General features: G+C 69.0%; 24 protein-coding genes and 2 pseudogenes. 13 read left to right on the forward strand and 13 right to left on the reverse strand.

Features of this window, described 5'->3' with window-relative positions; all coding sequences use genetic code 11:
• Nucleotides 1-245, forward strand: a pseudogene (locus AC1DTF_RS27820) (SAM-dependent methyltransferase); the annotation flags it as partial.
• Complete coding sequence (locus AC1DTF_RS27825; RefSeq protein ID WP_477476408.1) at nucleotides 242-682, forward strand: SRPBCC family protein; 441 nt, start codon at nucleotides 242-244, stop codon at nucleotides 680-682. The pseudogene AC1DTF_RS27820 and the gene AC1DTF_RS27825, both read left to right, overlap by 4 nt.
• Nucleotides 683-718: 36 nt before the next feature.
• Here AC1DTF_RS27825 and AC1DTF_RS27830 read toward each other — a convergent pair whose 3' ends face one another.
• Entirely contained in the window at nucleotides 719-1,381 is a 663-nt protein-coding gene (locus AC1DTF_RS27830; RefSeq protein WP_235570826.1) for a TetR/AcrR family transcriptional regulator, read from the reverse strand.
• A gap of 66 nt (nucleotides 1,382-1,447) precedes the next feature.
• Here AC1DTF_RS27830 and AC1DTF_RS27835 point away from each other — a divergent pair, with 66 nt between their 5' ends.
• Nucleotides 1,448-2,887 (forward strand): carotenoid oxygenase family protein, encoded by a 1,440-nt coding sequence (locus AC1DTF_RS27835; RefSeq protein ID WP_477476409.1) that lies wholly within the window; start codon nucleotides 1,448-1,450, stop codon nucleotides 2,885-2,887.
• Nucleotides 2,888-2,921: 34 nt separating this feature from the next.
• Here the strand turns inward: AC1DTF_RS27835 and AC1DTF_RS27840 are convergent, their stop codons facing one another.
• Nucleotides 2,922-4,586 (reverse strand): acyl-CoA synthetase, encoded by a 1,665-nt coding sequence (locus tag AC1DTF_RS27840; protein ID WP_477476410.1) that lies wholly within the window; start codon nucleotides 4,584-4,586, stop codon nucleotides 2,922-2,924.
• A gap of 161 nt (nucleotides 4,587-4,747) precedes the next feature.
• On the opposite strand from AC1DTF_RS27840, the gene AC1DTF_RS27845 reads away from it, so the two are divergent.
• Nucleotides 4,748-5,911 (forward strand): FAD binding domain-containing protein, encoded by a 1,164-nt coding sequence (locus AC1DTF_RS27845; RefSeq protein ID WP_477476411.1) that lies wholly within the window; start codon nucleotides 4,748-4,750, stop codon nucleotides 5,909-5,911.
• 9 nt (nucleotides 5,912-5,920) lie between these two features.
• On the opposite strand, the gene AC1DTF_RS27850 is transcribed toward AC1DTF_RS27845, so the two are convergent.
• Together AC1DTF_RS27850 and AC1DTF_RS27855 are read right to left on the reverse strand one after the other, a co-directional pair.
• Nucleotides 5,921-6,325, reverse strand: coding sequence for a hypothetical protein (locus AC1DTF_RS27850; RefSeq protein WP_057166106.1), 405 nt, complete (start codon nucleotides 6,323-6,325; stop codon nucleotides 5,921-5,923).
• A gap of 68 nt (nucleotides 6,326-6,393) precedes the next feature.
• A complete protein-coding gene (locus AC1DTF_RS27855) occupies nucleotides 6,394-6,750 on the reverse strand; it encodes a hypothetical protein (RefSeq protein ID WP_477476412.1) in 357 nt (118 codons plus the stop codon).
• A 37-nt stretch (nucleotides 6,751-6,787) separates the two neighbouring features.
• Between AC1DTF_RS27855 and AC1DTF_RS27860 the strand changes: the two genes are divergently transcribed.
• The 3 genes from AC1DTF_RS27860 to AC1DTF_RS27870 are packed head-to-tail and all read left to right on the forward strand — an operon-like array spanning nucleotide 6,788 to nucleotide 8,623.
• Complete coding sequence (locus tag AC1DTF_RS27860) at nucleotides 6,788-7,633, forward strand: ketosteroid isomerase family protein (RefSeq protein ID WP_057166104.1); 846 nt, start codon at nucleotides 6,788-6,790, stop codon at nucleotides 7,631-7,633.
• Between the two features lie 16 nt (nucleotides 7,634-7,649).
• Nucleotides 7,650-8,243 carry a hypothetical protein gene (locus AC1DTF_RS27865; protein WP_057166103.1) on the forward strand — a complete coding sequence of 198 codons (594 nt, stop codon included), beginning with the start codon at nucleotides 7,650-7,652 and terminating at the stop codon, nucleotides 8,241-8,243.
• A 20-nt stretch (nucleotides 8,244-8,263) separates the two neighbouring features.
• Nucleotides 8,264-8,623 (forward strand): DUF732 domain-containing protein, encoded by a 360-nt coding sequence (locus AC1DTF_RS27870; RefSeq protein WP_057166102.1) that lies wholly within the window; start codon nucleotides 8,264-8,266, stop codon nucleotides 8,621-8,623.
• 39 nt (nucleotides 8,624-8,662) lie between these two features.
• Here the strand turns inward: AC1DTF_RS27870 and AC1DTF_RS27875 are convergent, their stop codons facing one another.
• Both AC1DTF_RS27875 and AC1DTF_RS27880 read right to left on the reverse strand, forming a co-directional pair.
• Entirely contained in the window at nucleotides 8,663-9,457 is a 795-nt protein-coding gene (locus AC1DTF_RS27875) for an SGNH/GDSL hydrolase family protein (RefSeq protein WP_477476413.1), read from the reverse strand.
• Between the two features lie 66 nt (nucleotides 9,458-9,523).
• Nucleotides 9,524-9,811 (reverse strand): hypothetical protein, encoded by a 288-nt coding sequence (locus AC1DTF_RS27880; protein WP_477476414.1) that lies wholly within the window; start codon nucleotides 9,809-9,811, stop codon nucleotides 9,524-9,526.
• A 112-nt stretch (nucleotides 9,812-9,923) separates the two neighbouring features.
• Between AC1DTF_RS27880 and AC1DTF_RS27885 the strand changes: the two genes are divergently transcribed.
• Nucleotides 9,924-10,394, forward strand: coding sequence for an NUDIX hydrolase (locus AC1DTF_RS27885; RefSeq protein ID WP_477476415.1), 471 nt, complete (start codon nucleotides 9,924-9,926; stop codon nucleotides 10,392-10,394).
• Nucleotide 10,395: 1 nt separating this feature from the next.
• On the opposite strand, the gene AC1DTF_RS27890 is transcribed toward AC1DTF_RS27885, so the two are convergent.
• The 3 genes from AC1DTF_RS27890 to malQ form a co-directional block, all read right to left on the reverse strand.
• Entirely contained in the window at nucleotides 10,396-11,790 is a 1,395-nt protein-coding gene (locus AC1DTF_RS27890) for a serine/threonine-protein kinase (protein WP_477476416.1), read from the reverse strand.
• Nucleotides 11,791-11,812: 22 nt separating this feature from the next.
• Nucleotides 11,813-12,253 carry a hypothetical protein gene (locus AC1DTF_RS27895; protein WP_057166097.1) on the reverse strand — a complete coding sequence of 147 codons (441 nt, stop codon included), beginning with the start codon at nucleotides 12,251-12,253 and terminating at the stop codon, nucleotides 11,813-11,815.
• A gap of 64 nt (nucleotides 12,254-12,317) precedes the next feature.
• Complete coding sequence (malQ, locus tag AC1DTF_RS27900) at nucleotides 12,318-14,438, reverse strand: 4-alpha-glucanotransferase (protein WP_477476417.1); 2,121 nt, start codon at nucleotides 14,436-14,438, stop codon at nucleotides 12,318-12,320.
• A gap of 66 nt (nucleotides 14,439-14,504) precedes the next feature.
• Between malQ and AC1DTF_RS27905 the strand changes: the two genes are divergently transcribed.
• Entirely contained in the window at nucleotides 14,505-15,704 is a 1,200-nt protein-coding gene (locus tag AC1DTF_RS27905) for an MFS transporter (protein WP_057166095.1), read from the forward strand.
• Here AC1DTF_RS27905 and AC1DTF_RS27910 read toward each other — a convergent pair.
• From AC1DTF_RS27910 to AC1DTF_RS27925, 4 genes are read right to left on the reverse strand one after another with little or no spacing between them, the layout of a single operon-like run.
• A complete protein-coding gene (locus AC1DTF_RS27910; protein ID WP_057166094.1) occupies nucleotides 15,676-15,996 on the reverse strand; it encodes a DMT family transporter in 321 nt (106 codons plus the stop codon). The genes AC1DTF_RS27905 and AC1DTF_RS27910 overlap by 29 nt on opposite strands.
• On the reverse strand, nucleotides 15,996-16,337 hold the full coding sequence (locus AC1DTF_RS27915) for a DMT family transporter (protein ID WP_057166093.1): 342 nt from the start codon (nucleotides 16,335-16,337) through the stop codon (nucleotides 15,996-15,998). The genes AC1DTF_RS27910 and AC1DTF_RS27915 overlap by 1 nt, the downstream gene beginning before the upstream one ends.
• Nucleotides 16,338-16,356: 19 nt before the next feature.
• Nucleotides 16,357-17,430 (reverse strand): hypothetical protein, encoded by a 1,074-nt coding sequence (locus AC1DTF_RS27920; RefSeq protein ID WP_477476418.1) that lies wholly within the window; start codon nucleotides 17,428-17,430, stop codon nucleotides 16,357-16,359.
• An 11-nt stretch (nucleotides 17,431-17,441) separates the two neighbouring features.
• Nucleotides 17,442-18,695, reverse strand: coding sequence for an acyl-CoA dehydrogenase family protein (locus AC1DTF_RS27925; RefSeq protein ID WP_477476419.1), 1,254 nt, complete (start codon nucleotides 18,693-18,695; stop codon nucleotides 17,442-17,444).
• A gap of 132 nt (nucleotides 18,696-18,827) precedes the next feature.
• On the opposite strand from AC1DTF_RS27925, the gene AC1DTF_RS27930 reads away from it, so the two are divergent.
• The 4 genes and pseudogenes from AC1DTF_RS27930 to AC1DTF_RS27945 form a co-directional block, all read left to right on the forward strand.
• A complete protein-coding gene (locus tag AC1DTF_RS27930) occupies nucleotides 18,828-20,378 on the forward strand; it encodes a carboxylesterase/lipase family protein (protein WP_477476420.1) in 1,551 nt (516 codons plus the stop codon).
• A gap of 60 nt (nucleotides 20,379-20,438) precedes the next feature.
• The gene (locus tag AC1DTF_RS27935; protein ID WP_477476421.1) at nucleotides 20,439-21,359 is read left to right on the forward strand and encodes a sterol desaturase family protein; all 921 of its coding nucleotides are present in this window, start codon (nucleotides 20,439-20,441) and stop codon (nucleotides 21,357-21,359) included.
• A gap of 41 nt (nucleotides 21,360-21,400) precedes the next feature.
• Nucleotides 21,401-22,807: an NAD(P)/FAD-dependent oxidoreductase gene (locus tag AC1DTF_RS27940; protein ID WP_477476422.1), complete on the forward strand. Its 1,407-nt coding sequence runs from the start codon at nucleotides 21,401-21,403 to the stop codon at nucleotides 22,805-22,807.
• A 112-nt stretch (nucleotides 22,808-22,919) separates the two neighbouring features.
• Nucleotides 22,920-23,305: pseudogene (locus AC1DTF_RS27945) on the forward strand (LysM peptidoglycan-binding domain-containing protein); the annotation flags it as partial.

Here is a 23,305-nt window from a genome sequence, read left to right on the forward strand (position 1 = left end):
AACGTATGCGCGCCACCCAGCAGGAATGGCAGGCCAAGGGCATGGACCTCGGGGACGAGGTGGACGTGGCGGAACTGTTCTACGCCGGTGAGCGGACCGAGGCGGCCAGCTACCTGGCCGGCCGGGGCTGGGCAACTGCGCTGCGAAAAGGCTCGGAACTGTTCGCCGACTACGGGCTGCCGCCGTCGGCCGAGGGGCTGTCGTCGTTCGGTGACGTCGTCTACGTCAGCGCCACACTCGGGTGAGTGCTCAGCGCACGATCAGTGAAGTCATTCCGGCCGCGCCGGACGTCGTCCGCGACTTCTACGTCGACCTCGACAACCTCCGTGCGCTGCACCCGCTGATCGTCGCCGTGCAGCGCACCGCGCGCACCGTCGGACCCGACGGCTATGTGTCGGATTATCGGGTGCAGGACCGAATCCCATTCGGCCGCAGCAGCTTACCGGTCACCTATACCGCGACGTTGCATGTGCCGGTCGTGGGCGAGGTCTGGACCGAGGCTCGGCAGTTTCCGCGGGTGCGGTTGCGCGGCAGGGTGTCTTTCGACGAGGTCGACGAGGGCACCCGGTTGACCGAGCGGCTGAGCATCAGCGCGCCGTGGCCGCTGACCGGGTACACCGCGCGGCAGGCGGTCGCCGCGCACGCCGCGATGCTGGGCGGGATCCGAAGGTACTTCGCCTAGTTGGCGCCGCACCGCCGGAGGCGGCGGTGCGACGCGTCAGCGCGAGCGGGCGAGCACCTCGCCGGCCGAGGCAAGTGACTGGACCGTGTCGGCCCGTGCGTCGCCCATCCCGACGACGCAATCGACCGTCAACGGTGCGAGGACATGCGTGAGGCCGTGGCCCTCGTGACCGAAGAAGCCGGCCAGCTCGAGCATCACCGCGCCGTGAACGAGGCTCCAGAGCCGGCCCGCGACATTCAGTTCACCGTCGTCGCGGATGCGGCCCGATGCGATCATCCGGCGAACGGCATGTCGCAGTGCCTCAAAGGATTCCGCCTGCTCGGCACGATCGTTGGCACTTCCGGTGCTGGTGACGTCGGTGCGCTGACCGACCACCGACGCCGGAGACGTGGTGCCGAAGATCAGCTGGTAACGCTGCGGGTTCGCGAGAGCGAATGCTCGGTAGGCCGCACCCATGACGAAGAAGTCGCGGACCGGATCGTCGGTCTGCTCGGCATCGGTCAAGACCCGGGTGAACCGCGCGAACGCCTCGTCGGCCAGCGCGTCGATGACGCCGGTCATCCCGCCGAAGTGGGTGTACACGGCCATCGTCGAGGTTCCCACCTCGGCGGCAAGGCTGCGGACGCTCAGTGCCTGCAACCCGTCGCGCTCGAGTATTCGCATACCACCCTCGATCAACCGTTCCCTGACATCACTCACTCTTGCGATCCTGCCATAACGCTGTTATAACGGGGGAATCAATAACGCCGTTATGGAGGTCTTGACATGACCAACCGCTACCTCGAGGGACCGTTCGCGCCGATCGACGAGGAGGTCACGCTGACCGACCTCGACGTGTCCGGCACGATCCCCGACTTCTTGGACGGCCGCTACCTGCGCAACGGCCCGAACCCGATCGGGGAGATCGATCCCGAGCTATACCACTGGTTCATCGGCGACGGCATGGTGCACGGTCTGCGTATCCGCGACGGCAAGGCCGAGTGGTACCGGAACCGGTGGGTCCGCAGCCCGCACGTAGCCCGCATGCTCGGTGAGGAGCGGCGCACCGGGCACACCGGGATCTCCGCGCTCGGTGCCAACACCAACGTGATCGGACATGCCGGCAAGACGGTGGCACTGGTCGAGGGCGGCGTCGCGAACTACGAGCTGACCGATGAGCTCGACACGGTGGGACCCTGCGACTTCGACGGCACGATCACGGGTGGCTACACCGCACACCCCAAGCGCGACCCGGACACCGGTGAACTACATGCGGTGTCCTACAACATGTATCGCGGTAACACCGTGCAGTACTCGGTGATCGGCGTCGACGGCCGGGCGCGACGCACCGTCGACATCGAGGTCACGGGCAGCCCGATGATGCACGACTTCTCGCTGACGGAGCGACACGTCGTCTTCTACGACCTACCGGTCACCTTCGACGGCCGCCAGGCCGCGGAGATGACGGTGCCCCGCGGGCTTCGGCTGCCGGCGCGGCTCCTGTTGTCCGCGTTGATCGGTCGCGTCCGCATCCCCGACCCGATCAGCGCGAGGACGCCGTCCGGGATGAGCGCCGACCGCCGGTTCCCCTACTCGTGGAACCCGCGCTACCCCGCCCGGGTCGGGGTGATGCCGCGGGACGGCGGCAGCGCCGACGTGCGCTGGTTCGACGTGGAGCCGTGCTACGTCTTTCACCCGATGAACGCCTACGACGACCGCGAGACGGTTGTGCTCGACGTGATCCGGCACCCGAAGATGTTCGACACCGACCACCTCGGGCCGAACGAGGGTCTGCCGACGCTGGATCGCTGGACGGTAGACCTCGCCGACGGCAAGGTGCGTGAGTCGCGGATCGACGATCGCGGACAGGAGTTCCCGCGCGTCGATGAGCGGCTCGTCGGTAAGCGGCACCGCTACGGTTACGCGCCCGCGGTCGGCGAGGGTACCGGTGGGACCGGCACGCTGCTCAAGCACGACTTCGTCGGCGGGAGCAGCCAGGCACGGTCCTTCGGCGTGGACAAGTCGCTGGGGGAGTTCGTCTTTCACCCGGCCGCTCCGGATGCCGACGAGGATGACGGCGTGCTGATGGGCTACGTCTACGACCGGCCGACCGACCGCAGTGAGCTGGCGATCGTGGATGCCCGGACGCTGGAACCGATGGCCGCGGTCAAACTGCCGCACCGGGTGCCCGCCGGCTTCCACGGAAACTGGGTGCCCGCGGGCTGAGTGTGGCGGTGCCGGCGCGAAAGACGGCCCGCGATCAGCTCGCCGGCACGCTCTCTCCGGCGGCCACCGCCTTGGCCCACCGGTAGTCGGCCTTGCCTGCTGGTGAGCGCACGATTTTGGGATGGCGGACAAAGGCTTTCGGGATCTTGTACCGCGCCACCGACTGCCCGCACACCGCGGCCAGGTCCTCGTCGTCGGCACTGGCGCCCTCGGCGAGTTGCACGACCGCCACCACCTCGGAGCCCCAGCGTTCGGATGGCCTGCCCACCACCACGACGTCATAGACGGCCGGGTGCGCGGCGATGGCGCGCTCCACCTCCTCGACGAAGATCTTCTCGCCGCCGGAGTTGATGGTGACCGAATCGCGGCCCAGCAGATGAATCCGTCCGTCCTCCAGGACATTTGCCCGGTCACCCGGAACCGACCAGCGCACCCCGTCGATGGTGGGGAAGGTGCGGGCCGTCTTGTCCGGGTCGCCGAGATAGCCCAGCGGGATCAGATCGCGGCGCGCCAGCCAGCCGCCGCCCTCGCCCGGTGTCAGCACCCGGCTGAAGTCCTCGGCGACCACCGCGGTATCGGACTGGGCGTCGAACACGGCCGCGGTCGTCGCGCCGCCGGCGGTGGAGAAGGTGCTCAGCTGCGCGCCGGATTCCGAGGCGCCGACGGCGTCGAGCAGCATCACGTGCGGGAGGGCGCTCAAGATGCGCTCGCGCACCGTCGGTGAGAGCGCGGCACCGCCGTTGGTGATGGTGAAGAGCCCGGACAGGTCGTAGTCGCCCTTCTCGATCTCTTCGACGAGGGGCCGGGCCACCGCATCACCGACGACCGGAATGGTCAGGACCCGTTCACGTTCGGCGAGTCGCAAGACCTCGGCGGGACGCAACCGTTCCACATCGTCGGGTATGACCAGGCGCCCGCCCATGGTGATCGCGTTGTACGCCGCCCACTGCGCGGCGCCGTGCATGAACGGGGGGATCATCAGCATCGACATCGCCCCGCCGCCGGCGCGGGCCTTCTCGGCGAGTTCCTCGTAGGAGGCCAGTGCCTGATCGCTGCCGAACGGCCGGCCGCCCATCGAGGACAGGAAGATGTCGTGCTGGCGCCACAGCACGCCCTTGGGCATGCCGGTGGTACCGCCGGTGTACAGGATGTAGAGGTCATCGCCGGATGCGGCCGGAAGTCCGCCGGCCGGTGCCGGGGTGCCCAGGATCGTCTCGTAGTCCACGGCGCCGGGCAGCAGGTCGTTGCCGGACTCGTCGGCAACCTGGATCAGCACCTGCAGATGCGGGACGCGCTCATGGATCGCGGCCACCCGCGGGGCGAACTCCGCGTTGTAGACCAGGGCACGGGCCTTCGAATCATTGAGCAGGTAGACGAGTTCTTCCTCGACATAGCGGTAGCTCACGTTGAACGGCGCGACCCGGGCGCGGTAGGCGCCGATCATCGACTCCAGGTACTCGTTGCCGTTGCGCAGATAGATGCCGAGATGGTCCTGCCCGGACTCGTGACCGTCGAGGGCGCCGCGCTCGGTGTGGCAGCCCAGCCCCGCCGACGCCAAGTAGTGCGCAAACCCGTCGATCCGGGCGTCGAATTCCGCATAATTGAATCGGCGATCCCGCCAGACCAGAAAGGTCTGGTCGCCGATGGCGCCGGCCACCGTGCGGAATACCGAGGACAGGTCGAAGGTCACGCCGCTCATGACAACAGACCATACATTGGCCACCTCTGCGTATGGTCGAGATCGGTCAGTCAGCTTTCTGTCTCAGCCCAGGAATGTTGTCGCTCTACCGGCCAGCCGGTAGAGCGAGTCTGCTGACAGCGGGAACGACACCAGCGCCGGCCGGTGCCACGATTACGGACATGGCATTCGACACCATCACCGTCGTGGGCGGCTCGCTCGGCGGGCTGGCAGCGGCGCACGAATTGCGCGCGATCGGCGCCGACGTCACGGTCTACGAGCGGTCCAAGGATCGCACCCAGCCGCGCGGCGCCGGCATCGTCATGCAGCCCGAGGTCGCGGACCTACTCGGGCGGCTCGGCCACCCGGTGTCCGCGGTGAGTGTGCTGCTGCAGGAACGCCAGCAGCTGCACCGCGATGGCAGCCTCACCCGTTACCGCGCGCCGCAATGGATGACGTCCTGGGACACCCTTTTCGACACGCTGCGCCGTGCGCTGCCCGACGGCGCCTACCAACTCGACAGCACGTTCACCTCGGCAGCGATCGACGACGGCGGTGTGACCGCCGATTTCGGCGGCCACCACGTGCGTTCGTCCCTCGTCGTCGGCGCCGACGGGGTGGGTTCGGCGGTGCGCACATCGATGGATGTGGCGGGGGTGCCACGCTTTTCGGGCTATGTCGCGTTCCGGGGTCTGGAACCCGAGGCCGGTCTGCCCCGGGATCTGATCGACCTGCTCGCCGAGCGGTTCACGCTGTTCGGTGTCCCCGGCCTGCAGCTGCTCTGCTACCTGGTGCCCGGGGCCGACGGTGACACCACGCCGGGGAACCGGCGGGTGAACTGGGTCTGGTACGTCAACGTCGAGGAACCGGCACTTGCCGGACTGCTCACCGGACGGACGGGGCGCCGTTACRACTATTTCGTGCCGGCCGGGGAACTGACCGAGGAGACGACCGCGTGGCTCGGCGCGTTGGCGGGCACTGTGCTGCCGCCGCAGTTCACCGAACTGGTCGGGCATTCGACGGTCTTCATGCAGCCGGTGTACGACATGCCGGGAGGACCGATGCTCGGTGAATGTGTTGTTCTCATCGGCGACGCCGCGGGCACCGTGCGGCCACATACCGCGTCCGGGACGTCCAAGGCATTCGGTGACGCGGCTGCGCTGGCCGACGCCCTCGGGTCCGCCCGCGGCGGACGAGCCGACGCGCTCGAGCGCTGGGAATCACAGCGGCGGGCGCATCAGGTGGAGCTGGCCGATCACGGGCTGCTGCTGGCACATCAGTCACAGCTCGGGGACACCGGACCTCGATTCGGTCCGCTGAGCTCCCTCGTGCCGGTCGAGAGCTGAGCCGCCGACTCAGGCCGGGAAGAACCCGTCACCGGTCAGTACGCCGGGCTGCCAGCCCTGCGCGCCCAGGCAGAGCATCGGGCGACCGTCGGGTGTCTGTGCTGCGCCCTTGGCCACCGAGCAGGGAGCGCCCGTCTCCTGCACACCGTGCAGCGGATAGGAGATCGTCCAGAACCCGGTGTACACCGGCGGCCACTGGTTGGGAATCCAACTGCACTTCATCGCCTGACCACCGCGGCCGCGCCCGAAGGTGAACAGCTGAGTGTTGTCGCACGGCGCACCGAGCGCGGCGTGATAGTTCATTCCGGGCACATCGGTCGGGTAGCGGCCCGACTCGTCATCGGCTGCGGCAGGCGCGGCAAAGCTCAGCGCGGCGGCCGCGATCGATACAGCAACCGTCAATTCACGAATCATGTCCCACCCTTTGCCAGGTCGTGCCCGTACCGCGGCAAAGTTTAATGGTGTCGACGCTCAGCGCGGGGCTATTCGGGCGCGTCGAGCACACTGACCGCGATCCCGTAGGGCAGGAAACGCACGCGGCGGGACGGATCGGTGTTGTTCTTGTTGGCCCGCAGCGCGTCCAGCTCGCTCGGGTAGACCTCTTCGATGCGGGCGCCGCCCGCGGCATCGACGCTGTAGATCGCCCACACCCCGTCGCYGGTGTCACCGGTGGTCTCGGGCCGGGCCGGCTGGGCCTGGCTGGTGAACTGATCGATCAGGGTGGCCCAGCCCGCCCGCTTGCCGAACCGGTCCAGCGCGTCGCGCAGCCCCTCGCCGGCTTCGCGGGCGAGCCTGTCAAACTCTTCTGGGTCGATGCCGAACGGCCCGTTCTGGCTCATCGCCGTCCTCCTTCACGCAGGGGTGGTACCCAAGGATATGTCCATAACACGAGGTGCGGTTCTGGCAACCGTGGAGCGCTCGCCCGCAGCCGCCGGTGCACACGACCGGGCCGGCTGGGTCGGGCTGTTCACCGGCGACGGGAAGGTCCAGGATCCGGTCGGTTCGCGACCTCATGTCGGGCATGCCGAGATCGAGCGGTTCTACAACACCTTCATCGGCCCGCGGGACATCACCTTCCACCGCGGCATCGACATCGTGCGCGGTGCCACCGTGCTGCGTGACCTGGTGCTCGAGGTGTCGATGGGTGCCGCGGTGACAATGCACATCCCGGCGATCCTGCGTTACGACGTGCAATCGGCCGGGAGCCCCGACGAACTGCTCATCTCCCGGTTGCAGGCGTATTGGGAGCTACCGGCGATGGCGTGGCAGTTCGCCCGCAACGGCCCCGCCGCGGTACCTGCCGCACTGCAGCTGACCCGGGCACTGCTGACCAACCAGGGGCCGTCGGGGGCGGCCGGGTTCATGTCCGGGGCGGTGGGCGTCGGGGTGCGCGGCAAACGCCACATCGCGCAGCTGATCGACGACGCCTGCGCAGGCAACGAGGTCGCGGTGAAGCGGGTGCTGGGGCCCGACGCCGACATCACTTCGGGCGACGAGGACCGGCTCAAGCCGACCGAACTCGTCGCGGCACTGGCCGGTACGCGACGACGCACCACGGTCGTGGCGGGACGGCACGTCGCCGTGAGCGTCACCGGGCCCGGCGGTGACGCGGTGCTGATCGCCGATGTGGCATCGCGACCGACCCGGGTGCAGCGGCTGCGACTGTTCGTCGAGGCCGGTGACAAAGCGCAGGCGGGGGATCGCAGCGACCCGGTGACATGAGACGGTGGTATCCACCATGGACAGTTCTTCCCCCGGGTCTGCTGCCGACAACGCACCGCAGGACCTGAGTTACGAGGAGTTCGGCCGCCGCTTCTTCGAGGTCGCGGTCTCCGAGAAGCGCGTCGCGGACGCGATCGGCGCGATCGCCGGTGACGAGTTCGAGATGGGGCCGATGGCCCAAGGGCCCGGCGGGATCGCCAAGGTCACCGCCCGCGTGCGCATCCAGGCGCCCCGGGTGACCCGGCACGTCGGTCAGGCCATCACCTTCGACATCCGTATCCCGCTGGAGATCAACATGGTGATCGACCTGCGGATCGACCGGCCGCGCTTCATGGTGTTCGGCGAGATCGCCCTGCAGGCGACGGCGCGGGCGGCCACCCCGCTGCTGCTGATCATCGACGTGGACAAGCCGGGCTCCAAGGACATCTCGATTCACGTGACCTCGGGCACGCTGCGGGCCGAGGCGCTGCGGGTGCTCGCCGGTGTCGACGCCGAGATCAAACGTTTCATCGCCGCGCACGTGGTGGGCGAGATCGACAGCCCGGGCGCACGACAGGCCAGGATCATCGATGTGGCCGCGCAGATCGACGCGGGCTGGGCCGGGATCTGAGCACCGTAGAATTGCCGCCCATGCGCCGTATTTCGCTTTGCCTGCTGTCCACCATGACCGCGGCGACCGCCGCACTGGCCGTTGCCGCGCCGGCCGGCGCGGATTCCGTCACGGACAGCTTCCTGAACGCCGTCGACCAGGCGGGCGTGACCGCCCCGAACATGGTCGACAACGCCGCGTTGGGGCAGTCGGTGTGCCCGATGCTGTCCGAACCCGGTCAGAACGTCGCCGACGTCGCCGCCAGGGTCGCCGATTCCGCGGGCATGCCGCTGGGACCGGCCACCATGTTCACCGGACTCGCGATCTCGGCGTTCTGCCCGGCCGCGGTCGCCGGCATCGGTGACGGCAAGGTGTTCGGGATCGACGTACTGGGCTTCTGAGTGCGTAGCGCGTCATCGGACTTTTGAGCGAGCAGCGCGTTATTGGGCTTCCGTGCGCGCCGACACCGGGGCGAGTTCGGGGTGGCGCGGCACCCGGCCGTGCCCGGCGCCGCGCCCGCGCAGATGCCGCCAGATCCACGGCATGAACATGTTCTGCGTCCACAGCAGCTGTGAGTACATGCGTGACCGGAAAGCCTGGTGTTCTGTGACACCCGCCCCGGCCAGCGCCCAATCATGGTTGCTGCCAGGCAAACCCAGTGCCTCGGCGGCCGCCGCGGCGAAGAGCAGATGACCGCTGCGTGAACCRTGCACCCGGTCCGGGCTCCACACGTCGGGGTCGGTCATGGATTCCGCGTAGTACAGATCGACGAGCCGGAAGTCGTGGTCGGCCGCCGCGGTGCGGATGACATCGTTGATCTCCAGCACCCGCGACACCAGTAGCCGCCCGGCCGGCAGGATGCGGGTGATGTCGGGGAACGTCGTCGTCACGACGGTGGCGCCCGAAGACGCCAGTTGTCGGTGTAATTCGTCGAGATCTTCGAGTGCCTGCCGGAACTTGCGGCCCGGACGGGTCACGTCGTTCATCCCGACGCAGACGGTGATGAGGTCCGGCTGCATCGACAGGGCTTGTGGCAGCTGCACGTCCAGCACATCGCGCACCCGCTTACCGCGGACGGCGAGATTGGCGTAGCCGAGCCCTGGGTAATGCGCGTCGATCATCCGGGCCAACCGGTCGGCGAACCCGATCAGGGTTCCCGAATCATCGACGTCCCAGAGTCCTTCGGTTTGACTGTCGCCCACAGCCACGTATCTGCGGTACCGGTGGTCGGCCACGGTGCAGACTGTAATGGGCAGAACGGGTTCCGTGCGGTGCGGTGTGTGCTGGGCCACACCGTGTGGTCAGCCGGCGTCGAGGAGAAGGATGGACCTGTTCAGCTCCAGCGGAGCGAGTCCGGGTCCGACACCCGAGACCCTGCTCCGGTTCAACTGAACCGGACCCAACCGGTCGACGATCACGACACTGCCCTGACTTTCCTGCTCAACCGGGGTTTCGTCGAGGTAATCCGGCCCTTCCGGGGCGGCGGATGCGGGGGTGGCGAGTCCGATCGACAGACCTGCCAGCGCTACTCCGAGCGCGGTACCGATGTGTGCGCGTGCGCGCTGGGTGCTGAAACCTCTTGCCCTCATGGACTACTGCCTTCTTTCGGTGCTATGCCGTGTTCAACCGGCGGCGGTGGCGCTAAATTCCGCGGGCGCACAACGCTTGACATGTGACGTTCACGACGTATTAACCTGCGGTATGCCGCGATTGAGCGCAGGGTTGTTGGTGTACCGCATCATCGAAGGCATTCCCGAGGTGCTCATCGGCCATCCGGGAGGTCCGTTCTGGGCCCGCAAGGACGACGGGGCGTGGACCATCCCCAAGGGCGAATACGACGACACCGAGGACCCGTGGGCGGCGGCCCGGCGGGAGTTCGCCGAGGAGGTCGGCCTGGCACCACCGGAGGGTCCGCCCATTGCGTTCGCACCGCTGCGGCAGCCCAGCGGCAAGGTGGTCACGGTGTTCGCGGTCGAGGCCGATCTGGACATCTGCGACGCGGTCAGCAACACGTTCACCCTGGAATGGCCCCGAGGGTCCGGGAAGTTCCGGGAGTATCCGGAACTGGACCGGGTCGGCTGGTTCGGGGTGGTAGAGGCGCGCGAAAAGCTGCTGAAAGGCCAACGGCCGCTACTGGATCTACTGCTGCAGGAGTTGGGTCACCGCGAGTAGCTCACGGCATCCCGTTGCTCCGGAGGATCTGCTCACGGCACTCCCGGCGGGTCTGTCCGGTCTGCTGCATGCACACCCGCACCGGCGGTTCCTCGGCGGCCGGCAACGGTTCCTCGGCGGGATCGGTCGTCACCGTCGGGATCGGCACCGCGCCGGGCGTCAGCGACCAGACGGTGGCGTCGGTGTCCTGGATCGATGAGCAATAGGCCGACGCACCCGAGGCGGTGACCGCGGTGCTGCCCTCCGGCAGGCAGTCGGCGCCGATGACCACCGGCGGAGTCGTCGCGGCCGCGGTGCCCGGCGTCGTGGTGACCGGTGCCGTGGTGGACGGTGCCGCGGATGGCACCGGCGCTGCGGGACGGGCGGTCGACGACGGTGTCGGCGCGGCGGTGGGGCGCTCCTCGTCGTCGGCGCGGTTGAGCTCGAAGACGGCCGCCGCCACGGCAACGCACAGCAACACCGCGAGTACGGCCATGATCGCCATCGTGGCGCGTGACCGACCGGCCTGCGCCCCCGGTGCGCTCGCTGCGGCGGTCTGGGTCAGCCCGAGCGTGTCGCCTTCGAGCTGATGGACGAGCGCCCGCGCGAAATCGGCGCACCGGTCGAACCTGTCGGCGGGGTCCTTGGCCAGCGCCTTGGCGAACACCGGGTCCAGGTGCGCCAACTCGGGGCGGTGATCCCCGATGGCCGGCGGCAGCGCCGACAGGTGCTGGCTGATGACCACCGCCGGGTTGGAGTTCTGGAACGGCGGCCTGCCGGTGAGCAGTTCGTAGGCGGTGGCGGCCAGCGCGTACTGATCGGCACGGCCGTCCACCGTGTTGCCCATCAGTTGTTCGGGCGCGGCATAGGACACCGTGCCGACCGTCATGTTGGTGGCCGTCAGTCCGCTGACGTCATCGGACCACCGGGCAATGCCGAAGTCGGCCAGCAGGATCCGGTGACCCGCGGACTGCGTGTCGGAGAGCAGGATGTTGGCGGGTTTGACGTCGCGGTGCAGCAGACCGCGCTGATGCGCATAGTCCAGCGCATCGGCCACCGCGCTGACGATCTCGCCGACGTGCTGTGCGGGCAGACCTTTGGGGTGATGCTCCCGCACGAACCGGGCGGTATCGGTGCCGGGCACGTAGTCCATCGCGATCCACAGCTGGCCGTCGTGTTCACCACGGTCGTGCACGCCGACGATGTGGGGATGCCACAGCGTCGCGGCGATATCGGCTTCGCGTTCGAACCGCTGCCGGTACTCGTCATCGGCCGAGACCCCGGCGCGCAGAACCTTCAGCGCGTCCTGGCGGGGGAGGCGGGGATGCTGGGCGAGGTAGACCTCACCCATCCCCCCGGTACCCAGGCAGCGGACAACGGAATACCCGGCAAAGTCGGTCCCAGCTGCCAATGGCATGGGCGAATACTAAAGCGTGGACTCAGCCCACCGGCGGAGGCACGGGTGCGGGCGAGGTCGGAACCCCTGCCCCGGGAGGCGGCACCGGAGTGGGCGTCACGGTGGTGATGCCGTTGGCGCCGATGGTGCGCCCGCCGGGACCCGAACCGCTCGACCTGTTCAGCCCGGCCTCGTCGAAGGCCGCCTGAGTGCAGTTCAGCATCAGCTGCACGCGCCCGTTGCTGGTGAACTTCTGCTTCTCCACGACGCACAGGCTCTGCTGCATGTCGCTGCCGACGGCACCGCCGAAGGTGGCCTTCATACCGGCGCCGGCCAGGATCTGGACCGCGCGGCCGTAGGGTTCGCCCACGACGTTGTAGGGGCTTTCCGCAGCGGGATCCGAGCTGGCGGTGCCGGCCGTGATCAGAGCCGCCAGTGCTGCGGCGCTGGTGCCGAGCCCTAACGCGATCAGTTTCTTGTTCACGTGCCCTCCGGGTGTCGCGGTGCGCTGCGAACATATCGCAGAACCACACCTGTAGAAACTCCAGTCACGTCTCCATCGTCCGTACCTGGGATTTCATTACTTCAGCCAGCGCGTTGGCCCGTGGATCGCCGAAGATGTCCTCGATCCGCAGCCGGCGGCCGTCCGGCCCGGCCAGCGGCACCCGCCAGTTCGGGTATTCATCGGTGGTGCCCGGCTGATTCTGGGCGCGGACATCTCCCACCGCGTCGGGCAGTGCCAGAGCCAGCAGCTTGGATGGGGTCCGGCCCAGGAAGGCGTACAGGCCGCGGACGATCTCGTCGATATCGGGGTCCGCGCCGACCAGCCCGAGYCGTTGCAGCTCCGCCAGCCAGGCCGCCTGCTCGGCGCGGTCGGCGGCCAGTTCCTCCTCGGCCGGCCGGGTCAGCAGACCCAGTTCCTCCCGGAGCCGGATGTGCTCGCCGGCCAGATATCCGGCCGTCGGCGGCAGATCGTGGGTGGTCACCGAGGACAGGCAGGCCTCCCGCCACCGTTCGGCGGGCAGCGGCTTGTCCGGCTGCCCCCACTCGCGGTCCCGCTCGAACCACAGGATGGAGGTGCCGAACAGTCCGCGATCGCTCAGGTAGTCCCGCACCCACGGCTCGACAGTGCCGAGATCCTCACCGACCACGACCGCACCGGCGCGCATGGCCTCCAATGCCACGATGCCGATCAGCGCGTCGTGGTCGTAGCGCACGTAGGTGCCCTCGGTCGGCGGGGCGCCTTCGGGGATCCACCACAGCCGGAACAGCCCGATGATGTGGTCGATGCGGACGCCGCCGGCGTGCCGCAGCACCGCGGCGACCAGCGCGCGGAACGGTGCGTACCCGGACTTCTGCAGCTGATCGGGGCGCCACGGGGGCTGCGACCAGTTCTGGCCGAGTTGGTTGTACTCGTCCGGCGGCGCCCCGGCGCTGACCCCGAGCGCGAGCACGTCCTGCAGCGCCCACGCATCGGCGCCGTCGGGGTCCACCCCGACAGCCAGGTCGTGCATGATGCCCAGCGACATCCCGGCCTGGATCGCGGTGGCCTGGGCGGCGGTCAACTGGTCGTCGAGCAGCCACTGCAGCCAGCGGTGGAAGTCCACGGCCTCGGCATGTGTGGCGGCGAACTCCGCGACCGCGGGACCGTCCGGATGGGTCAGCGGCTGAGGCCAGCCGTGCCAGTCGGCGCCGTGCACCTCGGCCAGCGCGCACCAGGTGGCGAAGTCGTCGAGGCTGCGTCCCTCGCGGTCCCGGAAGGCGGCGTAGGCGAGCTCGCGGCCCGCCGAGCGCGGCACCCGGTACAGCTGCTTGAGCGCGGCTCTCTTGACCTTCCAGGCGGCGTCACGGTCGATCCCGTCCTGCCGGCGCGCGCGGGCGGCGAGGTCGGCGCGCGCCTTGCGCAGCGGCCCACGCTTGCGCAGATGGACGTATTCGGGGACCGACTCGACACGCAGATAGAGCGGGTTGACGAACCGTCGGGAGGTCGGCAGGTAGGGCGAGGGTTCCATCGGTGCGACCGGGGCGGCGGCGTGCAGTGGGTTGACCAGGATGAAGCCCGCGCCGTGCCGGGCCGCCGACCACACCGCAAGATCGGTCAGGTCGGTGAGATCGCCTGTGCCCCAGGAATTATCGGACGTGACACTGTACAGCTGAGCGGCCAGGCCCCACTGCCGGGTGGCCGGCGCGGCCAGTGTGGCGGGGGAGACGATCAGGGTGGTGCTGATGTCGAGCTGACCGGTCTGGGCGTGCAACCGGTGGTATCCCGGAGGTAGATCCGCAGGGAGTTCGAAGGTGGCCTCGCCGATCAGCCTGCCGTCCAAATCGAATGGCGGCCGGTTGTTTTCGAGCTGCCGAAGCCCGGCGCGCACCGAGCCGTCCTCCAGCCGGATCCACAATCCGACCGGGTCGCCGTGGGTGACGTGCACCCAAAAAAAGGACGCGGTGCCGGAGCGGGCGACGACGGTCGGGGGCAGGGTGAAACCCCAGTGCTCACGCTCGTGGTTGCGGCGGGCCTCGTCGCGTTCGGCCGGGCTGCCCGCCGGCACGCCGAGCGACGCCAGCACGCCGACCAGGGTGTGCTCCGGGACCGGGACGCTGCGCCCGCGCCAGTCGATGAAATCGGTCGCCACCCCGTACAGCTGTGCGAGATCGGCCAGTTCGGTCATGCCCGCAATCTTGCCGGATCCGTCGGCGCATCGCTGTCCGCCCAGCGACCAGTACTGTCGGCGGGCATGGTTTCCGGACGGATCGACCCCGTGCAGGACCGGCGGGCCAGGATCGCGGTGAGCGCCCTGTTCCTCACCAACGGAGCGGTGTTCGCGAACCTGTTGCCCCGGTATCCCGAGATCAAGACCGATCTGGCGCTGACCAATGCCGCCTACGGTGCCGTCGCGGCGGCCTTCCCGGCCGGTGCGCTGGTCGCCGGACTCGCCGCGGGCGTGGTCATCCGCCGGTTCGGTTCGGCCCGCGCCGCGGTGAGCTCGACGGTGCTGTTGGCTCTGCTGCTGGTGGTTGCCGGCTATGCCGGCGGCCCGATCGTGCTGGCGGCCGCCCTCTTCCTCGGCGGGGCCTGCGATGCGGTCACCGATGTGGCCCAGAACGCGCACGGTCTGCGGGTCCAGCAGCGCTACGGGCGCTCCATCATCAACTCCCTGCATGCGGTGTGGGCGGCCGGCGCGATTCTGGGCGGGCTGATGGGAGCGGGGGCCATCGCCCTGCACATCGACCGGGGAACACATCTGGCGATCTCGGCGGCGCTCTTCGCGGCGGTGGCGCTCACCGCGTATCCGTTCCTGCTGCCCGGGCCCGACCGTGTCGAGGACGGCACGCAGGAGACCGGGACGGTCTTGCGGGCGGGTTATGCCGTCTACGCCGTGCTGGCGGCGCTGATCGCGATGGCCATCGCCGGCGCGGTGATCGAGGATGCCGGCAGCACCTGGGCCACGCTCTACATGCGGGACGGTGTCGGGGCGCCGGGGGCGGTCGCGGTGCTCGGCTACGTGGCGCTGATGGGGTGCATGTTCATCGGCAGGCTGACCGGCGACCGACTGGTGGACCGGTTCGGCGAACGCGCCGTGACGCTGTCCGGCGGTCTGGTCATCGCCGCCGGGATGGGTGCGGCGCTGGCCTTTCCGAGCGTGCCGGGCACCATCGCGGGATTCGCCGCGGTGGGCCTGGGGGTCGCCACCCTGGTACCGGCAGCCATGCACGGCGCCGACCGGTTACCGGGTTTGCGTCCCGGGACGGGGCTGACCGCGGTGGCCTGGTTGATGCGCCTGGGATTCGTGGCGTCCCCGCCGGTGGTGGGATTGATCGCCGACGCCGCCGGGCTGCGGGCCGGGCTGCTGCTGGTTCCGGCGGCGGGGGTGCTGGTTGCGTTGCTCGCCTGCTTCCCCGGTGTGCTCAGTGGACGCCACCCATCTCGATCGTGAGGACCCCGGCGATGATCAACCCGATCCCGGCCAGCATCCGCCAGGTCAACGGATCGCGGAACAGGAATCGCGCGGCGACGGCCACCAGCGCCACCCCGCACGCGGTCCAGATGCCGTAGGCGACCCCGACCGGCATGCCGAGCGACAGCGACAGCCACAACAGATAGAAGGACACGAGATAGCCGGCGGCCACCGGCACGATCCATTTCCGGCGGCGGAATCCGTCGGAGGCGCGCAGGGACAGCGTCGCCAGCACCTCCATGCCGATCGCCCCGGCCAGCGCCAGCCACATCATGCGGGCACCTCCGGTGCGCGTTCGTGCGAACCGAACTCGACGAGCAGCACCCCGGCGATGATCAGCGCGATACCGCCCGCCAGGGACCAGGTGAAGGCCTCACCGAAGATCACCGACGCGGCGGCCGCGGTGACCGCGGTGCCGATGGCGCCCCAGATGCCATAGGCCACGCCGACCGGCATGCCGGCGCGCAGCACCGCCGCCATCAAGATGAAGGACGAGACATACCCGACCACCACGACGGCCAGCCAGGCGGAGTGGTCCTGGGATGCCCGCAGGGACAGGGTGCCGGTGACTTCGGTGGCGATCGCCGCGCTCAGCAGCACCCACTTACGCATCGCGGCAGCCTAGCCGCGATCAGGCCAGCGCGGTCTGCCGGGCCTCGAACAGTTCGTCGACCGCGGACACCACCTGATCGAGTTGCTCGGCGGAATGTCTGCCCAGCCCGCACTCGGTCGAGATACCGAACTCCGGAAGGAACTTGGCGGCCAGCGCCGCCCGGTACCGGGCGCCGGCGGCGCCGTCCTCGGCGTGCAGCAGCCCGAGGTAGAACTCGGTGTCCGGCTCGATGGCCAGGTTCGCCAACGGCTGCCAGTGCGCCAACCGGTTCCAGGCCGTCACCGTGGCTGCCTGGATGGCGTCGATGCGGCGGGGGACATGCCGGGACAGACCGTTGGACACCGCCACGATCGTCGACGCGTCGCGTGGGTAGATGTGCCGTCCGCCACGCGCGGCGGCTTCGTCGTCCGGTGGGTCACCCATGAACGGGGACGCCCCGAACTTGGAATCGCCGTAGCAGAGGTGGAAGGTCAGTTCGACGTCGTCGTGCACCCAGGAGGCTGGGCGCGCGGTCACCTCGTAGATCTCCTCGAAATCCCTGTACGGGTTGGGAAACCAGCCTTCGACGGTGGCGTCTTCGACCGGGAGATCCCACTGGATCACCAGATCCTCGTGGGGGATCGCGGACTGGATGGCCTCGACACTGTCGCGCAGTGGCACCTCGTAGGCGCGGGCCACCTCGACCTGTGACTCGAACTCGACGAAGAAGTTGACCGCGTTGAACGGCGTCGGGATCGACACCAGGAACTTCGAATCCGGTGCCAGCTCACCGCGTTCGCGGGCGGCGCGGAACAGCGCGTACGAGGCGATCGCGTGATCGGCGTAATCGAAGGCGGGGAACCGGACGTCGGCGCCGGTGGTGCCGGGTTTCAGCCGCGCCAGCGCGCGGCCGTCCTTGTCCACCACATCCAGCGTCGGGTTCTCCAGGAAGTGCGGGGTCTGGGTCAGTACCCAGTTGGCGCGCTCGCCGGGCTCCCCGTCGGGCACCCGCTTCACCGCGGGTTGCAGACGGGTCCCGACGAACCGGAACGCCTCCTCGACGGTCGGCTGGTTGATGCTGCCGGTCAGGTAGAAACTGTTCTGGTATCCCATGATTCGCCTTTCTAGAGGACCAGACCGAGACGCGGCGGGCGGGTGCCGTGCAGAGTGTGGTTGCCCAGGTGCACGTACTTCCAGCGGGCCGGATCGTGCAAGGAATGGGTGCGCACATTGCGCCAGTGCCGGTCCAGGTTCACCTCGCCGTCGGTGCCCGATGTGCCGGTGAGTTCGAAGATGCCACTGGCGATCTCGACGCCGAACTCCTGTGCCAGCGCCTTGGCCGCGGCGACGGTGAGGCTGGCCTCGGCCGCCGCATCCCGGGACAGCTCCTCGGCGGCCTGACCCTCGTCGACCAGCGACGCGCCGCGGGCCAGCAGCGCCTCCAGCGCGTACAGCCGGGCCGTCAGCTCACCGAAGCGACGCACGATGTGGGGTTCCTGGTCGGCGCGTTCGATACCGGCGTTGAGTGCTTCCTTCCACGGCCGGGACCTGGTGCGCACGAACTCGGCGCCGTCCTCCAGCGCGGCGCGCGCGATGCCGATGTCGATCGCGGCGTGCAGAGCCTGGTCATAGGCGCCGAGCACGCTGGGCGGGCCGTCCACCGGGTCGGGGGCGGGCCCCTCCTCGATGACCAGATCGTCGTCGACCACCACGGCGTCGAGCCGGACCTCACCACTTTTGGTCCCGCGCTGCCCGAATGCCGACCACTTCTCCAGATCCAGGGTGACGCCCGGCTGATCCGGCCGGATGAAGACGGTGGCCGTCTCGCCCGGCTTGTCGGTGATGGCCGCGGCCACCGCGATCCACTGGGCGCCCAATGTGCCGGTGGCGTAGTACTTCACGCCGTTGAGTTCCCAGCGGCCGTCCTCGCGGCGGGTGATGCTGGTCTTGCGGTCCAGCGCGCTGGCAGTACCCCGTTCGGCGGTGGCATTGCCGAGCTGGCCGCCGGCCAGGACGTCGCCGTAGATGCGCGGCGCGGGCTGCTGGTCGACGCCGAGTCCGCCGATCGCCTGGGACACCACGAAATGGGCCAGCAGCAACTGGCCGAGGGCACCGTCACCGCGGGAGAGCCGGCGCAGCACCTCGACCTGGACCGAGGCGGGCAGGCCGGGCCCGCCGTGCGCGGCGGGAACCGGAACAGCGAGCAGTCCGGCCTCGGCGACCAGCCGAAGCTGCGGCAGCAGCGAGGTGTCGGTGCGCTCGCGTTCGGCGGCGCCGACGGCCAGCTCGGCCGCCACCGCGGCGGCTGCGGCGAGGGCCGCTTCGGGGGTATTCAGCAGTGGGATCGAGGAGGTGGTTTCAGCGATATCGATGGCCATGGCGCACGACGGTACGGTCGCCGCCGTCCCGCGCCGAGGGTTCTGAGCAGCACGAATGTATGTACTTCCGCCAGGTCTGCACACCCGCTGGAACGCATGCGTACCGTGGAACAACGGAAGGTAGGACAGAACATGAACGACCCGCTCATCGTCGACACCAGCAACGGACCCGTGCGCGGCATCAGCGACGGCGTCGTCTCGGCGTGGCTGGGCATCCGCTACGCCGCGCCGCCGACCGGCGACCTGCGCTGGCGGGCCCCGCAACCTCCGGCGCGCTGGACCGAGCCGGCCGACGCCACCGCCGTGGGCCCGGTGTGTCCGCAACCGACAGACCCGCGGATCCCGCTGGACCTGGGGGCCCCGCAGGGTGAGGACTGCCTGACGCTGAACGTCTGGGTGCCGGCCGGCGACGGGTCATCCAGCCGGAGCGAGCCCAGCCGGGGAAAGCCGGTGCTGGTCTGGGTGCACGGCGGCGCCTATGTGCTGGGCTCGGGCGCACAGCCGCTCTATCACGGCAGGGAACTGGCCGTCGGCGACGACGTCGTCGTGGTGACGGTCAACTACCGGCTCGGCGTGTTCGGCTTCCTCGACCTGTCCTCGTTCGGGGATGCCTTCGACACCAACAACGGCCTGCGCGATGTGCTGTTCGCGCTGCAATGGGTGCACGACAACATCGCCGGCTTCGGCGGCGACCCCGACCGTGTCACGCTGTTCGGCGAATCCGCCGGCGGCGGCATCGTCACCACCCTGCTGGGCAGCCCGGCGGCCGCCGGGCTGTTCCACCGCGCCATCGCCCAGAGTTCACCGGTCACCTCGGTGTACGACCAGGCCCGCGGGCGGCGGATCGCGAGTGAGTTCCTCACCGAACTCGGCCTGTCGGACCGCGACGCCGGGCAGCTGCCGAACCTGCCGGTCACCGCTCTGGTGGCGGCCTCCAAGCATCTGTTCAACGATGTCCCGGCGCGTGCCCCCGGGACCCTGGCGTTCGTGCCGATCATGGACGGGGACCTGGTGCCCGACTACCCGGTGCAGTTGGCGCGCGCCGGGCGCACGCTGCCGGTACCGCTGATCATCGGGACCAACGAGCATGAGGCGGCGCTGTTCCGCTGGATGAGGTCGCCTCTGCTGCCGATCACCCCGCAGGCGATCACGGACATGTTCACCGCCATCGCCGCCGAGCAGCCGGGTGTGCAGATCCCGAGCCAGTCGGAGATCGGCGCCGTGTACCGCGGCCGGGGAAAGAAGCCGGGGATGGGCGTGGCCCGCGACGTCGGCTTCCGGATGCCGTCGATCTGGTTCGCCGAGGGGCACAGCCAGGTCGCGCCGGTCTACATGTACCGATTCGACTGGGCCACCCCGATGTTGCGGGCGCTGCGGCTGGGCGGTGCGCACGCCACCGAGTTGCCCTATGTGTGGGGCAATCTGGTTGCCGGACCGAAGGACCCGACCTTCAAGCTGGGCGGCCTGGCGACCGGTAAGGCGGTCTCGCGCCGTATGCGGGCCCGCTGGACCAGCTTCGCCGCGGGCCACGAGCCGGCGGCGGGACCGGGCGATCCGGTCTGGCGCCCGTACCGCGCCGACGATCGGGCCACCCTGCTGATCGGCGCTGATGACGTGCTGGCCGACGATCCCGACCACGTGCAGCGCGCCACCTGGGGCGCCGAAGTGCTGAGTTTCCGATGACCGTTCTGGTTGTCCGCAGACCGGCCTCAGCGGCCGACCGAAGAAGTTAGGCTCACCGCCATGGACGCGTTGCTGGGGGTGCTCGACGCGCTGCCCCCGCAGATGCGCGACCCGGTGCTGTTCGCCATCCCGTTCTTCCTGCTGCTGTTGGTGCTGGAGTGGACCGCGGCACGCAAGCTCGCCGACCTCGAGCCCGCCGACCGCAGTCCGGCCGGGTCCTATCATCGCCGCGACGCGTGGGCGAGCCTGTCCATGGGCCTGGTCTCGGTGGCCACCACCGCCGGTTGGAAACTGTTGGCGCTCTTGGGTTATGCCGCGATCTTCGCCTACGTGGCACCGTGGCATCTACCCTCGGACCAGTGGTACACCTGGGTGATCGCGCTCGTCGGGGTGGATCTGCTGTTCTACGCGTATCACCGCACCGCGCACCGGGTCCGCCTCATCTGGGCGACACATCAGGCCCACCACTCCAGTCAATACTTCAACTTCGCCACCGCGCTACGGCAGAAGTGGAACAACAGCGGTGAGATCCTGATGTGGATTCCGCTGCCGCTGCTCGGGGTTCCGCCGTGGATGGTGTTCGCGAGCTTCTCGGTCAACCTGATCTACCAGTTCTGGGTGCACACCGAGCGGATCGACCGGCTCTGGCGGCCGGTCGAATTCGTGTTCAACACCCCGTCGCATCACCGGGTGCACCACGGCATGGATCCCGAGTATCTGGACAAGAACTACGCGGGCATCTTCATCCTGTGGGACAGGATCTTCGGGACCTACCAGGACGAGTTGTTCCGGCCGCACTATGGGCTGACCAAACAGGTCGACACCTTCAACATCTGGAAAGTGCAGACCCACGAATACGTGGCGATCGGCCGGGATGTCCGGGCCGCAAAGCGCTGGCGGGACAGGTTCGGCTACGCGTTCGGGCCGCCCGGTTGGGCACCGCGCGAGGCCGCGCGCTCGGTGTCCAGCAGCGCGGGCTGAAGTCTGCTCGCAAACACGGGCGGACCCCGTAGTCTCATGATGTGAAGACCGTTTTCGACGCCCACGTCGACCCCGCGCTCGTCGAACGTTCGCTTGCCGCAAGCACGTTCGCGCCGATGTGGCTCGACATCCAGCGGCCCGAGCATCCCGCGCTGACCGGGGCGGTGAGCTGCGACCTGCTGGTGATCGGCGGCGGCTACACCGGCCTGTGGGCGGCCCTGCACGCCGCCGAGCGCAACCCGGACCGCAAGATCGTGCTGATCGAGGCGAACCGGATCGGCTGGGCGGCGTCCGGGCGCAACGGCGGGTTCGTCGACGCCAGCCTGACCCATGGCGCCGAGAACGGAAAGTCGCGCTGGGCCGACGAGTTCGACACCCTGCAGGCGATGGGCCTGGAGAACCTCGACGGTATGGCCGCCGATATCGAGCGGCTCGACCTGGACGCGGAATGGCAGCGGACCGGCATGTTGTCGGTGGCCACCGAACCACATCAGGTCGACTGGCTAGCCGAGTCCGCGGCCGCGGGGGAGGGCCGGTTCCTGGATCAGGAGCAGGTGCGTGCGGAGGTCGCGTCACCGACCTACCGGGCGGGACTGTTCGAGCCCGACACCTGTGCGATCGTGCACCCGGCCAAGCTCGCGGTCGAGCTGGCGCGGGCCTGCCGGGAGGCCGGCGTGCACATCCACGAGCACACCCGGGCGGTCTCGGTGCAGTCGTCGGGCAGCGGTGTGCGGGTCGGCGCCGAGACGGCGGTGGTGAACGCCAAACAGGTGGTGCTGGCGACCAACGTGTATCCGAGCCTGGTGCGCCGAAACCGTTGGTACACAGTGCCGGTATATGACTATGTGCTGGCGACCGAGCCACTGACAGACGACCAGCTCGACCGGATCGGCTGGCGGAACCGGCAGGGCGTCGGGGACTGCGCGAACCAGTTCCACTACTACCGGCTCACCGACGACAACCGCGTGGTGTGGGGCGGGTATGACGCCGTCTACTACTTCGGGCGCCGGGTGGATGCGGTGTACGAGGACCGGCAGCAGACCTACCGCAAGCTGGCCGAGCATTTCTTCATCACCTTCCCGCAACTCGACGACATCCGGTTCAGCCACCGCTGGGCGGGCGCCATCGACACCAACACCCGATTCTGTGCGCACTGGGGGACCGCGCACCGTGGCCGGGTCGCTTACGTCAACGGATTCACCGGGCTCGGGGTCGGAGCCACCCGGTTCGCGGCCGACGTCTGCCTGGATCTGCTCGACGGGTCACCGACACCGCGCACCGAGTTGGAGATGGTCCGCAAGCGGCCGCTGCCGTTCCCGCCGGAACCGGTTGCCAGCGCCGGGATTCAGGCCACCCGGTGGTCGCTGGATCGTGCCGACCACTCCGCGGGCAAACGCAATGTGCTGTTGAAGACCCTGGACAAGCTGGGTCTGGGCTTCGACTCCTGACCGCTCGCACCCGATGTTCGCCGATTGTTCTGCTTCGGGCGAGCAGAACCGGACACCGCAGCCCCCACGGTCGTTAGGCTCGGCACATCAACTGTCGAAAGGGGAGAGCGACATGAGCGACAGACTTCAGAAGGGCGGGAAGCTCGCACAGGGGGAGTCGCTGACGTCCAAGAACGGGGCCTACCGCGTGGTCCTGCAGGACGACGGCAACCTGGTGCTCTACAGCGGCGACACCGCAGTGTGGTCCACGGAGACCAACGGCCAGAACGTGGTCCGGGCCGAGGTGCAGGAGGACGGCAACTTCGTGCTCTACACACCCGACAAGCCGGTCTGGCACACCGACACCAAGGGCGCCAAGGATGTCCGGCTGATCATCCAGGATGACCGCAACCTGGTGCTCTATGGCTTCGACGGGGTGGCCTGGGCCTCGGGTACGGAGACGACCGAAGCTCCGCCGGCGCCGGCGACACCGCCGCCCGCCGCGCCGGCCGCCGAGCC

The organism is Mycobacterium sp. P4_H6, assembly GCF_056400845.1.

Excerpts from the sequence above, each read along its gene's own strand:
- AC1DTF_RS27835 (WP_477476409.1), top strand. The coding sequence starts at position 1,448 with ATGACCAACCGCTACCTCGAGGGACCGTTCGCGCCGATCGACGAGGAG.
- AC1DTF_RS27840 (WP_477476410.1), bottom strand. The coding sequence starts at position 4,586 with ATGAGCGGCGTGACCTTCGACCTGTCCTCGGTATTCCGCACGGTGGCC.
- AC1DTF_RS27850 (WP_057166106.1), bottom strand. The coding sequence starts at position 6,325 with ATGATTCGTGAATTGACGGTTGCTGTATCGATCGCGGCCGCCGCGCTG.
- AC1DTF_RS27860 (WP_057166104.1), top strand. The coding sequence starts at position 6,788 with ATGTCCATAACACGAGGTGCGGTTCTGGCAACCGTGGAGCGCTCGCCC.
- AC1DTF_RS27865 (WP_057166103.1), top strand. The coding sequence starts at position 7,650 with ATGGACAGTTCTTCCCCCGGGTCTGCTGCCGACAACGCACCGCAGGAC.
- AC1DTF_RS27870 (WP_057166102.1), top strand. The coding sequence starts at position 8,264 with ATGCGCCGTATTTCGCTTTGCCTGCTGTCCACCATGACCGCGGCGACC.
- AC1DTF_RS27880 (WP_477476414.1), bottom strand. The coding sequence starts at position 9,811 with ATGAGGGCAAGAGGTTTCAGCACCCAGCGCGCACGCGCACACATCGGT.
- AC1DTF_RS27885 (WP_477476415.1), top strand. The coding sequence starts at position 9,924 with ATGCCGCGATTGAGCGCAGGGTTGTTGGTGTACCGCATCATCGAAGGC.
- AC1DTF_RS27890 (WP_477476416.1), bottom strand. The coding sequence starts at position 11,790 with ATGCCATTGGCAGCTGGGACCGACTTTGCCGGGTATTCCGTTGTCCGC.
- AC1DTF_RS27905 (WP_057166095.1), top strand. The coding sequence starts at position 14,505 with ATGGTTTCCGGACGGATCGACCCCGTGCAGGACCGGCGGGCCAGGATC.
- AC1DTF_RS27910 (WP_057166094.1), bottom strand. The coding sequence starts at position 15,996 with ATGTGGCTGGCGCTGGCCGGGGCGATCGGCATGGAGGTGCTGGCGACG.
- AC1DTF_RS27915 (WP_057166093.1), bottom strand. The coding sequence starts at position 16,337 with ATGCGTAAGTGGGTGCTGCTGAGCGCGGCGATCGCCACCGAAGTCACC.
- AC1DTF_RS27920 (WP_477476418.1), bottom strand. The coding sequence starts at position 17,430 with ATGGGATACCAGAACAGTTTCTACCTGACCGGCAGCATCAACCAGCCG.
- AC1DTF_RS27925 (WP_477476419.1), bottom strand. The coding sequence starts at position 18,695 with ATGGCCATCGATATCGCTGAAACCACCTCCTCGATCCCACTGCTGAAT.
- AC1DTF_RS27930 (WP_477476420.1), top strand. The coding sequence starts at position 18,828 with ATGAACGACCCGCTCATCGTCGACACCAGCAACGGACCCGTGCGCGGC.
- AC1DTF_RS27935 (WP_477476421.1), top strand. The coding sequence starts at position 20,439 with ATGGACGCGTTGCTGGGGGTGCTCGACGCGCTGCCCCCGCAGATGCGC.